The organism is Pseudomonas sp. LAIL14HWK12:I7, from assembly GCF_000483465.1.
In the GTDB taxonomy this organism is placed as follows: domain Bacteria; phylum Pseudomonadota; class Gammaproteobacteria; order Pseudomonadales; family Pseudomonadaceae; genus Aquipseudomonas; species Aquipseudomonas kermanshahensis.
Genome location: NZ_KI519606.1, coordinates 301,904 through 315,266, shown reverse-complemented (window position 1 = coordinate 315,266; position 13,363 = coordinate 301,904). Strand labels below are relative to the sequence as shown.

Below are 13,363 nucleotides of genomic sequence, written 5' to 3'. Positions count from 1 at the left end.
GTTTCAGCATCGCCGCCTGAATTGTGGGGGCTGCTCTGCAGCCCTTTCGCGACACAAGGCCGCTCCTACAGAAAGGGGCACGCGCAGGGGAGAATGGGGGTTAGAAGACAGCGGAGAGCACAAACGAGGTAACGGTGTTTTCAACACCCGGCATGCCGGCGATTTCTTTCCAGACGGCGTGGACCCGTTCCGGGGTCGCCGCAGCAACCCTCAGCATCAAGTCGAACTCGCCACTGAGCACTTCGCACTGGATCACTTCAGGTAAGGTGCGCAATTTGGCCAGCACGTCGTCACCGCGCATGCGGTCGTAGCGATAGACGAAAATCGCCGCGCTGATCAACGATGAAGGGCGGCGGGAATCCCCCAGCCGAACGGTGTAGCCCTGTATCGCGCCATCGCGCTCAAGCCGTTCGATACGCTGGCGCACCGCATTGCGCGAGAGGTTGACCTTGGCCCCGAGTTCGGCATGGGCAATCCGCGCATTGGCAGTCAATTCGGCAAGAATGCGCTCGTCCAGCGGGTCGAGGATGCGTTTCATGCCGGCCTCGACTGCGCTGCCAGCAGGGCCTGGCACAAGCCATCAAGGTCCCCTCTGCACAAGGCTGGCGGCCCGTCCTGCACCACGGGCTGCGGTGCAAGCTCACCCTCCCACACGCCCAACTGCGCCAACAGCGCAGCCGACTTGGCCGGCGCAATCTGGCCCAGGGTCACCATCGGTGCGCCCAGGCTGCGTCGATGCATGCGGCCGGCCAGCGCGCCGACAGCCGTGTGCGGGTCGACCAGCGCTGCGGCTTGCGTGCGCAGCTTGATGACTTCGCGGCGCACCTCGGCCTCATCCACCGCATAAGAGTCGAACAACACCCGCGCCTGAAGCCATTGCGCATTGCCGATGCTCAATTCACCGCAAGCCTCGAACTGCGCCATCAGTGCCGCAACGCTGCTGCCACTGCGCCCGTACAGCTCCCAGATGAAGCGCTCCAGGTTCGAATAGAGCGAGAAGTCCATGGCCGGTGACAATGTGCGCTGACTGGCGTGCGGCGCGTAGCGATTGCGGTGCAGAAACCGGTGGAGGGCATCGTTGCTGTTGGTCGACACGATCACCTGGTTGATCGGCAGGCCCATTTTCTGCGCAATGAAGCCGGCGTAGATCTCTGCGAAACTCGCTGCGGGCACACTGAACCCGACCGGGCGGGTGCCGCCCCCCAGTTGCAGCGCCGCATGGAAGTAGAACACGATCTGGGCAAGTACCCCGACCCAGTTGGTGGAGTTGAAACACACCGGTATCAACCCTTCCAGCGGCCAGGCACGGAACAGCCGCGCCACCAGGGTCTGGCAGTCATCGAAACTGCCATCGACGGGTATCAGCTGAACACTGGCAGGGTCACCCGCCTGCAAGGCGGCCAGGCGGTCTGCCGGGATCTCGTTGCGGGGGTAGAGAATCGCCAGGCGCACCTTCGGCCTGGAGGCGAAGGCTTCGATGGCGGCAATGCCGGTATCGCCATTGGTGGCACCGACCACCAACGCCGCTTCGCCCGACTGCTCGAGAAAGTGGCTGACCAGCCGCGCCTGAAGCTGTGCGGCAAAGTCCTTTGAGGTATGGGTAGGGCCATGAAACAGCTGCAGGATCCATTCGTTATGGCCAATCTGCTGCAGCGGCGTGATGGCACGATGGCTGAAGGCCTTGTAGCTGTCGCTGAGCAGCGCCCGCAAGGCTTGATCGTCGATGGCATCGCCGACGAAGGGCGCGATCACCCGCCAGACCAGCTCATCGAACGGCAGCCATGACCAACTGGCGATCTCCTCCGGGCTGATCACCGGCAAGTGTGCTGGCACGTACAGCCCGCCATCAGCGGCAGGCCCCGACAGCACCACCTCACGGAAGTCCGCCCGTACATCACCGTTGCGGGTACTTACGTAGTGCATGAAAACTCCACAGGGTTACAAAGGCCGGTGCGCGTGTGCCACCAGCCAGGATGAAAACAGCGCGGCATCGGGCGGCAATGGGCGGCCCTGCTCGCGTACCAGGTAAAACGACTCGCTCGCTTCGATGCGCTGGCTGAACGGCGCGACCAGTTGGCCGTCCCTGAGCAGGTCCTCGACCACCGAGGACCGCGCCAGCGCCACCCCCTGCCCCAGCTCGGCCATGCGGATGGTGGACACCAGGGTGTCGAACTGCAGCCCGCGCGAATAATCGACATCGTCCGCGCCCACCCGCTTGAGCCAATACCCCCAGCCCTCTTCATAACCCAGCACATGCAGCAGCGGGTGGTGCCTGAGGTCGCGTGGTTCGCGAATGGCCGAGCGCGCCATCAGTGCCGGCGAACACACCGGCACCAACACGTCCCAGGTCAAGCGTTGGGCATGCAGGCCGGGCCATTCGCCATTGCCCCAGCGCACTTCCAGGTCGTCCTCGCCATCGGGCGCCTTGACCCAGAGGTTGCTGATGTAGCGGATATCGATGTGCGGGTGCTGGCGGCTGAAGTCCGGCAGCCGCGGGGCAAGCCAGTACTGCAGAAACGACAGGCTGCCACGCACCTTCACGGGGCCGCGCTTGTGCTGGCCGAAAATCTCGTTGGTGCCCACCGCTAGGCGGCTGATTGCATCCTGCACCACCGGCAGGTACGACTGCCCTTCTTCGGTGAGGCCCAGGCCCCTGGGCAAGCGCTTGAACAAGGCCACGCCCAGGTGGCTTTCGAGTTGCCGAATCTGCTGGCTTACCGCGCCTTGGGTAAGGTGCAGTTCCTCCGCCGCGTGGGTAAAGTTCAAGGCGCGTGCCGACACTTCGAACGACCGCAGCCAGTTGAGCGGCGGCAGGGATTTTTGCTTCATCGACACGACCTCGTTCACAGTTGAATCCGTGCATCATGAACCGGTTTGTTCAGGTCGCGCCAACACCCGCGCCTGCCGATGCCGCAGCCGCCAGGCGCTGTGCACGTTTGTTGCGGGTCACCCAGTAGACGAAGTAGCACCAGGCAATGAACGGGATGCCGAAATACAGGGCAACGCGCTGCTCCGGGTCGAAGGCAATGCCGACACACGCCAGCACGCAGCAGGCAATCGCGCCCAGCGGCACCCACGGGTAGCCGCGCACCCTGAAGTGCAGGTCTTCGACCCGGCCGCCATTGGCCACATAGTGCCGGCGGAAGGCCATCTGGCTGGCGGCGATGCTCATCCACACCACCACCACTGCCAGGCCGGAAATCGACACCAGCGCCAAGTACACCGTGTCTGGCGCCAGCACGCTGCTGAGCAACGACGCCGCGGCGCCGGCCATGCTCAGCATGATGGCGTTGACCGGCGTGCCGCGTGGCGACAGGCGGGCGAAGCACTTGGGCATATGGCCCTGATCACTGAGCGTCCACAGCATCCGCGAGGCCGCATACAACCCGGAGTTGGCGGCCGACAGCAGCGCGGTGAGGATCACGAAGTTCATGATGTCTGCCGAGTACGGAATGCCGATCAGGTCGAAGACCATGACGAACGGGCTTTCGACCAGGCCTGCCTGTTCACGCGGCAGCAAGGTGGCCAGGACGATGATGGTGCCGACGAAGAACAGCGCCAATCGTACTACCGTAGTACGTATCGCCTTGGGCACGCTGTCCTGTGGGTCTTTTGCCTCACCGGCGGCAATGCCGATGAGTTCGGTGCCGGAGAAGGCGAACGACACCGCCAGCAACGTCATCGCGATCGGCAGCAAGCCGGTCGGGAACAAGCCTTCGCGGGTGAAGTTGGACAGCCCGATGCCCTGCACGTGCTGCACATCGAGCAGGCCAAAAATCGCCGCCCCGCCGATGGCGATGAAGGCGATCACCGTCAGCACCTTGACCAGCGACAGCCAGAATTCGGTCTCGGCAAACAGGCGTACCGACACCACGTTGCTGACCAGTACCGTGATCGCGAACAACGCGCTCCAGATCCACACCGGCGTGTCGGGGAACCAGCGCACCATCAGGATACCCGCCGCGGTGAACTCCGAGCCGATCGCCACCGTCCAGGTCAACCAGTACAGCCAGGCCACCGTGTACCCGGTGCCAGGCCCCAAATAGCGGGTTGCATAACTGCTGAACGAGCCGGTTTCGGGCATCTGCACCGCCAGTTCACCCAGGCAGACCATCACCAGGTAGACCATGACCGCGCCGACGATATAGGCGATGACCGCGCCCAAGGGCCCGGCCTGGTTGACCGTGTAGCCTGACGTCAGAAACAGGCCAGTGCCGATCACGCCGCCCAGCGCCAGCATGACGATATGGCGCGTGTGCATCTCTTTCTTGTACCCGGCCGGGTGGCCCGACGCCGCGTTTGAGTGTTCGGTGGACATAGTTGAGTTCTCATGAAGTGGCTGGCACAGCAGCCGGCAGGCGACCCTGAGGCCGCCACCGTCGCTGTGTCAGCGGCTGTTATTGTTATGGCTTTCATGAATCAGGAAGGGCGTGCCCGACGCCTCAGGTGGACACTTCGACGTGCCGGCCACAGGTGTCGCTGCCCTGCCCCTGCGCGCGCTCGACCTGCACAGCGGCGAACGCCTGGCGCAGGTCTTCCAGCAGGTCGGCGGTATCCTCGATGCCGACCGACACCCGCACCAGGCCTTCTGAGATGCCCAGTGCCTGGCGCTCTTCCAGGGTGTTTTCCACGTGGCTGGTTGTCCGTGCCGGCCCGTAGATGGTTTCCACTGCACCCAGGTTGCCGGCGCGGTGGGCGTAGCGCAGCTTGGGCAGCAACTTGACGACAGTGCCCATCCCACCCACCAGCACGAAACTGACGATGGCGCCAAAGCCGCGCATCTGCGCACTGGCGATCGCGTGGCCTGGGTGCCCAGGCAACCCGGGGTAGTTGACCGACTCGACCAACGGCTCGCTGCACAGGTACTCAGCCAGGGCCTGGGCACTGGCCTGCTGCTGGCGCAGGCGCAGCGCCAGGGTCTTGATGCCGCGAATGATCAGGTACGCGGAAAACGGGTCCAGCGAAGCGCCGTTGATTTCGCGGTAGTGACGCACCTGCGCCATCAAGGCTTCGCTGCCGCAGACCACCCCGCCCAGCACATCGCCATGGCCGGAAAGGAACTTGGTCGCACTGTGCACTACCACATCGACGCCCAGCAGCAGCGGGTTCTGGTTCAGCGGCGTGGCGAAGGTGTTGTCGGCAACGACCAAGGCGCCCACACGCTTTGCTGCGGCCACCAAGCGGCGGATGTCGAGGATTTTCAGCGTCGGGTTGCTCGGGGTCTCCAGGTAGACCACATCGCAACCCCGGGCGATTTCACGCTCCATGGCGTCGGTGTCGAGGGTGTCGCACAGCGTCACTTCGACGCCCTGACGGGGCAGGAATTCTTCGAAAATCTTGTTGGTGCCGCCGTAGCTGTCGCGGGTCGAGACCACGCGTTTGCCATTGCACAGGAAGGTATGCAGCACACCGCTGATGGCCGCCATACCGGTGCTGAAGGCCACGGCCGACTCGGCGTGCTCCAGTGCGCAGAGCTTGTCCTCGAGGACCGCAACCGTCGGGTTGCTCATGCGGCTGTAGATGAAGCCCGGCTGCTTGCCCAGCGCGATGTCGTACCAGGCGTCGATATCCTGGTAGCCGTAGGCGGCACTGGCGATGATCGGGGTTTGGGTGGCATTGAAGGGGTGCTCGACTTGTTCCCCCTCCCACACCACCCGCGTCCCGATACCCGGCTGCACGCCGTTAGCTACCTTTGCTTGGTTATTCATGTCATTGTCTCGCATCGATGAAACACGGCGGTGTTTCGACTGGTCTGCGAGGACTATAGAGCGCACCTGCGCCCATGAAAAACGATGCAATTGGGCCCTAAGGGGCGCTTATTTTAATGGCTTACCAAGCCGCCTGCGCCGGGCAAGCCATTCGGGGTTTACACATTGCCCGGTAGGAGCAGCCTTGTGCTGCGAAGAGGCCGGTGATAGCAACGAAGATTGATTGTGTTTTCACCGGCCTCTTCGCAGCGCAAGGCTGCTCCTACACAGATTGGGGGCGCAGCGCCACTGCACGTGACCTGCGGTTTGCGACAATCTTTAATGGCTTACCAAGCTGCCTGGGCAGGGCAAGCCATTCAGGGTTTATGCATTACCCGGTAGGAGCAGCCTTGTGCTGCGAAGAGGCCGGTGATAGCAACGAAGATTGACTGTGCCTGCACCGGCCTCTTCGCAGCGCAAGGCTGCTCCTACACAGATTTGGGGCGCAGCGCCACTGCACGTGACCTGCGGTTTGCGACAAGCTTTAATGGTTTACCAAGCCGCCTGCGCCGGGCAAGCCATTCGGGGTTTACGCATTGCCCGGTAGGAGCAGCCTTGTGCTGCGAAGAGGCCGGTGATAGCAACGAAGATTGACTGTGCCTGCACCGGCCTCTTCGCAGCGCAAGGCTGCTCCTACACAGATTTGGGGCGCAGCGCCACTGCACGTGACCTGCGGTTTGCGACAATCTTTAATGGCTTACCAAGCCGCCTGCGTCCGGCAAGCCATCCGGGTTTTACGCATTGCCCGGTAGGAGCAGCCTTGTGCTGCGAAGAGGCCGGTGATAGCAACCAACATTGTTGTGTTTTCACCGGCCTCTTCGCAGCGCAAGGCTGCTCCTACACAGATTTGGGGCGCAGCGCTACTGCACGTGACCTGCGGTTTGCGACAAGCTTTAATGGTTTACCAAGCCGCCTGCGTCCGGCAAGCCATCCGGGTTTTACGCATTGCCCGGTAGGAGCAGCCTTGTGCTGCGAAGAGGCCGGTGATAGCAACGAACATTGATTGTGTTTTCACCGACCTCTTCGCAGCACAAGGCTGCTCCTACACAGATTTGGGGCGCAGCGCCACTGCACGTGACCTGCGGTTTGCGACAATCTTTAATGGCTTACCAAGCCGCCTGCGTCCGGCAAGCCATCCGGGTTTTACGCATTGCCCGGTAGGAGCAGCCTTGTGCTGCGAAGAGGCCGGTGATAGCAACGAAGATTGACTGTGCCTGTACCCGCCTCTTCGCAGCGCAAGGCTGCTCCTACACAGATTGGGGGCGCAGCGCTATTGCATATGGGCCTGCAGCGCTTGCTGGTCGGCATGGTAGGAGGACCGCACCAGCGGCCCGGACGCCACGTTCTTGAAGCCCATCGCCAAGGCCCGTTCGGCAAACCAGGCGAAGGTGTCCGGGTGCACGAAGCGCTGCACCGGCAGGTGGCTGCGCGACGGTTGCAGGTATTGCCCCAGGGTCAGCATGTCGACCTGGTGCTCGCGCATGCGCTGCATCACCTCGATCACTTCTTCATCGGTTTCACCCAGGCCCAGCATCAGCCCGGATTTGGTCGGTACGCTGGGCACACGTCGTTTGAAATTCTCCAGCAGGTCCAGCGACCACTCGAAGTCCGAGCCCGGCCGCGCCGCCTTGTACAGGCGCGGCACGGTTTCCAGGTTGTGGTTGAACACGTCCGGCGGCTCCTGCGCGGTGATGGCCAGGGCCACGTCCATGCGCCCGCGGTAGTCCGGCACCAGGGTCTCCAGCTTGACGCCCGGCGACAGCGTGCGGATTTCACGCAGGCAGTCGACGAAGTGCTGGGCGCCGCCGTCGCGCAGGTCATCGCGGTCCACCGAGGTGATCACCACGTACTTCAGGCGCAGGTCGGCAATGGCAATCGCCAGGTTCTTCGGCTCATCGGCATCCAGCGGTTTCGGCCGCCCGTGGCCGACGTCGCAGAATGGGCAACGGCGGGTGCAGATGTCACCCATGATCATGAAGGTCGCCGTGCCACCGGAGAAGCACTCGCCCAGGTTCGGGCATGAGGCTTCTTCGCAAACACTGTGCAGCTTGTGCTTGCGCAGCAGCGCCTTGACCCGTGCGACCTCGGATGACGTGGCAATGCCCACGCGAATCCAGTCAGGTTTGCGCGGCACCTCCTCGGTGGGCAGGATCTTCACCGGGATGCGCGCCACCTTGTCGGCGCCGCGCAGTTTCACACCGGCTTGCAGGGGCTGCGGGCGCGTGGCGGCAGGCAGGGTCTGGTTCATGTTCATGCTCCGGCAATGAAGGCTTCAGCCACGGTAATATCGTTGCGTCACAAAGGGTGTGCGTACCACCTGCATCGGCACCCGCTTGCCTCGCACCAAGGCGAAGACTTCGGTTTCCAATGCCGCGTGCGCACTGTGCACGTACCCCATCGCCAACGGCCCGCCCAGGCTGGGGCCGAAACCGCCGCTGGTGACGCGGCCGACTTCCTGGTCGTTGGCATCGACGATCAGCGCCCCTTCGCGCACCGGTACACGCGCTTTGGGCATCAGGCCCACCCGTTTACTGGCCACGCCCTCGCGTTGCTGGGCAAAGAGGCGTTCGGCCCCCGGAAAACCGCCGGCCCGCACGCCCTCGGCACGTCGAGCCTTGGAGATCGCCCAGGTCAGGCTGGCCTCGATAGGTGTGCTGCGCGCGTCCATGTCATGGCCGTACAGGCACAGCCCGGCCTCCAGGCGCAGCGAATCGCGGGCGCCCAGGCCGATGGCCTCGACCTCGGGCTCGGCCAGCAGCGTGCGGGCGAGCATTGCCGCCGCCTCGGCCGGCACCGAGATCTCGAAGCCATCCTCACCGGTATAACCCGAGCGGCTGACGTAGCAGTCAACACCCAGCAGCTTCACACGGGCGAACTGCATGAAGGTCATGGCGCCGGCCTGGGACGCCAGGCGCCCCAGCACCTTGGCCGCAGCAGGCCCCTGCAGGGCCAGCAAGGCGTGGCTTTCGAACAGCGATTCCACCTCGCACTGCCCTTCCAGATGCTGCTTGAGGTGCAGCAGGTCCTGGTCCTTGCAGCCAGCGTTAACCACCAGCAACAGTTCGTCACCGCCCAGGTTGGCCACCATCAGGTCGTCGAGGATGCCGCCGTCGTCGTTGGTGAACAGCGCATAACGCTGCATGCCCACCGGCAGGTCGAGAATGTCGACCGGCACCAGCGCCTCCAATGCCTTGGCAGCGCCGGCGCCGCGCAGGCGAATCTGCCCCATGTGCGAAACGTCGAACAGGCCGGCCTGCTCACGGGTATGCAGGTGCTCCTTGAGCACCCCCAGCGGGTATTGCACCGGCATGGCGTAGCCGGCAAAGGGCACCATGCGCGCGCCGAGTTTCAGGTGCAGGTCATGCAGTGGTGTTTGTTTGAGTTGTTCTGTGGACATGAACGATTCCCCGTAGTCGATTCAGGCGCGATAGACCGGATATTCCGCGCACAGCCTGGCCACCGACGCGGCCACCTGGGCCTCGACATCGGCATCGCCAAGGTGGTCGAGGATGTCGCAGACCCAGCCGGCCAGGGCCACGCATTCGGCCACCTTGAAGCCACGGGTGGTGACCGCTGGGGTGCCGATACGCAGGCCCGAGGTCACGAACGGCGACTGCGGGTCGTTCGGTACGGCATTCTTGTTGACGGTGATGTGCGCGCGGCCCAAAGCGGCGTCGGCGTCTTTACCGGTGAGGCCCTGGCGGATCAGGCTGACCAGGAACAGGTGGTTGTCAGTACCGCCGGAAACCACGTCGTAGCCGCGGTCGATGAACACCTGGGCCATGGCCTGGGCGTTTTCGATGACTTGTTGCTGGTAGGCCTTGAAGCCTGGCTCCAGCGCTTCCTTGAAGCACACGGCCTTGGCGGCGATGACGTGCATCAGCGGGCCGCCCTGGGCGCCGGGGAACAAGGCAGCGTTGAGCTTCTTCTCGATTTCTTCGTTGGACTTGGCCAGGATAAGGCCGCCACGTGGGCCGCGCAGGGTCTTGTGGGTGGTGGTGGTGACCACGTCGGCGAACGGGATCGGGTTCGGGTACAGGCCCGCAGCAACCAGGCCGGCAACGTGGGCCATGTCGACGAACAGCAGCGCACCGACCTTGTCGGCGATGGCGCGGAAGCGTGGGAAGTCGAGGGTCTTGGAGTAGGCCGAGAAGCCGGCGACGATCATTTTCGGCGTGTGCTCGACCGCCAGGCGCTCGACTTCGTCGTAGTCGATCAGGCCGGTCTTGGTGTCGATGCCGTATTGAACCGCGTTGTACAGCTTGCCCGAGGACGACACTTTAGCGCCGTGGGTCAGGTGGCCGCCGTGGGCCAGGCTCATGCCCAGGAGGGTGTCACCGGCCTGCAGCAAAGCCAGGTACACCGCGCTGTTGGCCGAGGAACCCGAGTGCGGCTGGACGTTGGCGTAGTCGGCACCGAACAGCTGCTTGGCGCGCTCGATGGCCAACTGTTCAACCACATCGACGTGCTCACACCCCCCGTAGTAACGCTTGCCTGGGTAGCCTTCGGCGTACTTGTTGGTCAGCTCGGTGCCCTGGGCCTGCATCACTTGCGGGCTGGTGTAGTTTTCCGAGGCGATCAGCTCGATGTGGTCTTCCTGGCGTTGTACTTCACGGCTGATGGCCTCCTGCAGCACAGGGTCGAAGTCGGACAGGGTGAGGCTTTTATGGAACATGTGGGTGCTTCCTTATTGTTGGGGGCAGGCAAGGCCCGGACGGGGTCCGGGCCTGGGCAGTCAGGCGTCCTGGTAGACCGACATGGGCGGGCAGGCACAAGCCAGGTTGCGGTCACCGTAGACGTTGTCCACGCGCCCCACCGGCGGCCAATACTTGTTCTCGCGCAGCGTTTGCAACGGGTACACCGCCAGCTCCCGGCCGTAGCGATGGGGCCATTCGCCCACCAATTCACTGGCGGTGTGTGGGGCGTTTTTCAGCGGGTTGTCGAGCGCGTCGAAGGTGCCATTTTCCACGGCGCGGATTTCCTCGCGGATGCAGATCATCGCCTCGCAGAAGCGGTCCAGCTCTTCCTTGGACTCGCTCTCGGTCGGCTCGACCATCAGCGTGCCAGCCACCGGGAACGACATGGTCGGGGCGTGGAAGCCGAAATCGATCAGGCGCTTGGCCACGTCCTCGACGCTGATGCCGCTGCTGTCCTTGAGCGGGCGCAGGTCGAGGATGCACTCGTGGGCGACCAGGCCGTTCTCGCCGGTGTACAACACCGGGTAGTGCTCCTCCAGGCGCCGGGCAATGTAGTTGGCACTCAAAATCGCCAGCTGCGAGGCACGCTTGAGCCCTTCGCCACCCATCATGCGGATGTACATCCAGGTAATCGGCAGGATGCTCGCACTGCCATAAGGCGCTGCGCAGACGGCACCTTGTTTATGTTCCAGGTGCGCGTGGCCAGGCAGGAACGGCGCCAGATGCGCCTTGACCCCGATCGGGCCGACACCGGGGCCACCGCCGCCGTGCGGGATGCAGAAGGTTTTGTGCAGGTTGAGGTGCGACACGTCGCCGCCGAACTTGCCCGGGGCGCAGAGGCCGACCATGGCGTTCATGTTGGCACCGTCCAGGTACACCTGCCCGCCGTGCGCATGGATGATGTCGCAGATGCGGGTGATGCCCTCTTCGAACACCCCGTGGGTCGAGGGGTAGGTGATCATTAGCGCGGCCAGTTGCGCCTGGTGCTGCTCGGCCTTGGCTTGCAGGTCGGCCACATCGACGTTGCCGCGCTCATCGCAATTGACCACCACCACGCGCAGGCCGGCCATCTGCGCCGTGGCCGGGTTGGTGCCGTGGGCGGACGACGGGATCAGGCAAACATCACGGCCCGCTTCGCCACGGCTGGCGTGGTAAGCGCGGATGGCCAGCAGGCCTGCGTATTCCCCTTGCGAGCCGGCGTTGGGCTGCAGCGACATCGCGTCATAACCGGTGGCCTCGCAGAGCATCGCCTGCAATTCGTCCGTCAGTTGCCGATAGCCGAGCGACTGTTCGGCCGGGGCGAACGGGTGCAGGTTGGCGAACTCGGGCCAGGTGATCGGGATCATCTCGCTGGCGGCGTTGAGCTTCATGGTGCACGAGCCCAGCGCGATCATGGTGCGGTCCAGCGCCAGGTCCTTGTCGGCCAAGCTGCGAAGGTAGCGCATCAGTGCTGTTTCAGAATGGTAGCGGTTGAACACCGGGTGCTGCAGGAACGGGGTTTCGCGCAGCAGCTGCACTGGCAAGCAATCGCCACAGCCTTCTGCCAGGGCGACGAAGGCCGGAAGCGCCTGGCCCGGGGCGGCGAACACCTGCCACAAGGCCTCGACACTGGCCTGCTCGCAGGTTTCATCCAGTGACAGGCCGACCCGCTGGGCGTCGATCGGGCGCAGGTTCAGGCCGGCCCCTTGGGCGGCGGCCAGCACATCGGCCGCAGGCCTGGCAGTGACCACGCTGACGGTATCGAAGAAGTGCGCTTGTTCCACTGCGTGCCCGAGCTGCAGCAGCCCTTGCACCAGCACTGCCGTTAACCGGTGCACACGCTGGGCGATCTGCGCCAGGCCTTGAGGGCCGTGATACACCGCGTACATGCTGGCGATGTTGGCCAGCAGTACCTGCGCGGTGCAGATGTTGCTGGTCGCTTTCTCGCGGCGGATGTGTTGCTCGCGGGTCTGCATGGCCAGGCGCAGCGCCGGCTTGCCAAAACGGTCGATGGAGACACCGACCAGGCGGCCGGGCATGTCGCGTTTGAACGCATCGCGCGTGGCAAAGTACGCCGCGTGCGGGCCGCCAAAGCCCAGCGGCACGCCAAAGCGCTGGGCGCTGCCCAGCACCACGTCGGCATCGAACTCGCCCGGCGGGGTCAGCAGGGTCAGCGCCAGCAGATCCGCTGCCACCGCCACCAAAGCGCCGACGGCATGGGCGCGTTGCACCAGGGCCCGGTGATCGGCGATAGCGCCAGTGCTGGCCGGGTACTGCAGCAACAGGCCGAAGTACGCCTCAAGGCCCTGGCCTTCCAGTGCCGCTTCATCACCGATGACCACCTCGATACCCAGCGGCTGGGCACGGGTGCGCAGCACGTCAAGGGTTTGCGGGTGGCAGTGGCGGGAGGCGAAAAAGGCCGGTGCCTTGCTCTTTGCCAGGCGCTTGCAGAAGGTCATGGCTTCGGCCGCAGCGGTGGCCTCGTCGAGCAAGGACGCGTTGGCGATCTGCATACCGGTGAGGTCGCAGACCAAGGTCTGGAAATTGAGCAGCGCTTCCAGGCGGCCTTGGGAAATCTCTGGTTGATACGGCGTGTAGGCGGTGTACCAGGCTGGGTTTTCCAGCAGGTTGCGCAAGATCGGCGTCGGCGTGTGGCACGGGTAGTAGCCTTGCCCGATGTGGTTACGAAACAGCTGATTCTTCGCGGCGATGGCCTTGAGCGCAGCCAGGGCCTCGGCCTCGCCCTGCCCTTTGCTCAGTTCAAGCACGCTGGTGCCTTTGATGCTGCCTGGGATGACGCTGTCGACCAGGGCCTGCAGGGAGCCATGGCCGGTCAGCGCCAGCATCGCCTCGATATCGTGATCACGCGGGCCAATGTGGCGCGCGATGAACTCATTATCCGTGGTCAATGGAAACGGTGCGTTGTGCATGTCGATACCC

The 13,363-nt window shown here is 64.1% G+C and carries 9 protein-coding genes; all 9 read right to left on the bottom strand.

Going from position 1 to position 13,363, the window contains the following annotated elements:
• Nucleotides 1-100: 100 nt before the first annotated feature.
• Entirely contained in the window at nucleotides 101-538 is a 438-nt protein-coding gene (locus D886_RS0124175; RefSeq protein ID WP_027596349.1) for an Lrp/AsnC family transcriptional regulator, read from the bottom strand.
• Nucleotides 535-1,923 (bottom strand): threonine synthase, encoded by a 1,389-nt coding sequence (thrC, locus tag D886_RS0124170; protein ID WP_027596348.1) that lies wholly within the window; start codon nucleotides 1,921-1,923, stop codon nucleotides 535-537. The genes D886_RS0124175 and thrC overlap by 4 nt, the downstream gene beginning before the upstream one ends.
• 15 nt (nucleotides 1,924-1,938) lie before the next feature.
• On the bottom strand, nucleotides 1,939-2,829 hold the full coding sequence (locus D886_RS0124165) for a LysR substrate-binding domain-containing protein (protein WP_027596347.1): 891 nt from the start codon (nucleotides 2,827-2,829) through the stop codon (nucleotides 1,939-1,941).
• A 49-nt stretch (nucleotides 2,830-2,878) separates the two neighbouring features.
• Nucleotides 2,879-4,318 carry an amino acid permease gene (locus D886_RS0124160; RefSeq protein ID WP_027596346.1) on the bottom strand — a complete coding sequence of 480 codons (1,440 nt, stop codon included), beginning with the start codon at nucleotides 4,316-4,318 and terminating at the stop codon, nucleotides 2,879-2,881.
• Nucleotides 4,319-4,442: 124 nt separating this feature from the next.
• Complete coding sequence (locus tag D886_RS0124155; RefSeq protein WP_027596345.1) at nucleotides 4,443-5,708, bottom strand: cystathionine gamma-synthase family protein; 1,266 nt, start codon at nucleotides 5,706-5,708, stop codon at nucleotides 4,443-4,445.
• Nucleotides 5,709-7,017: 1,309 nt separating this feature from the next.
• A complete protein-coding gene (gene lipA / locus D886_RS0124150) occupies nucleotides 7,018-7,995 on the bottom strand; it encodes a lipoyl synthase (RefSeq protein WP_027596344.1) in 978 nt (325 codons plus the stop codon).
• 24 nt (nucleotides 7,996-8,019) lie between these two features.
• Nucleotides 8,020-9,144, bottom strand: coding sequence for a glycine cleavage system aminomethyltransferase GcvT (gene gcvT, locus D886_RS0124145; RefSeq protein WP_027596343.1), 1,125 nt, complete (start codon nucleotides 9,142-9,144; stop codon nucleotides 8,020-8,022).
• Nucleotides 9,145-9,165: 21 nt separating this feature from the next.
• Nucleotides 9,166-10,422: a serine hydroxymethyltransferase gene (gene glyA, locus D886_RS0124140; protein ID WP_027596342.1), complete on the bottom strand. Its 1,257-nt coding sequence runs from the start codon at nucleotides 10,420-10,422 to the stop codon at nucleotides 9,166-9,168.
• 60 nt (nucleotides 10,423-10,482) lie between these two features.
• Nucleotides 10,483-13,353 carry an aminomethyl-transferring glycine dehydrogenase gene (gcvP, locus tag D886_RS0124135; RefSeq protein WP_027596341.1) on the bottom strand — a complete coding sequence of 957 codons (2,871 nt, stop codon included), beginning with the start codon at nucleotides 13,351-13,353 and terminating at the stop codon, nucleotides 10,483-10,485.
• Between the last annotated feature and the right edge of the window lie 10 nt (nucleotides 13,354-13,363).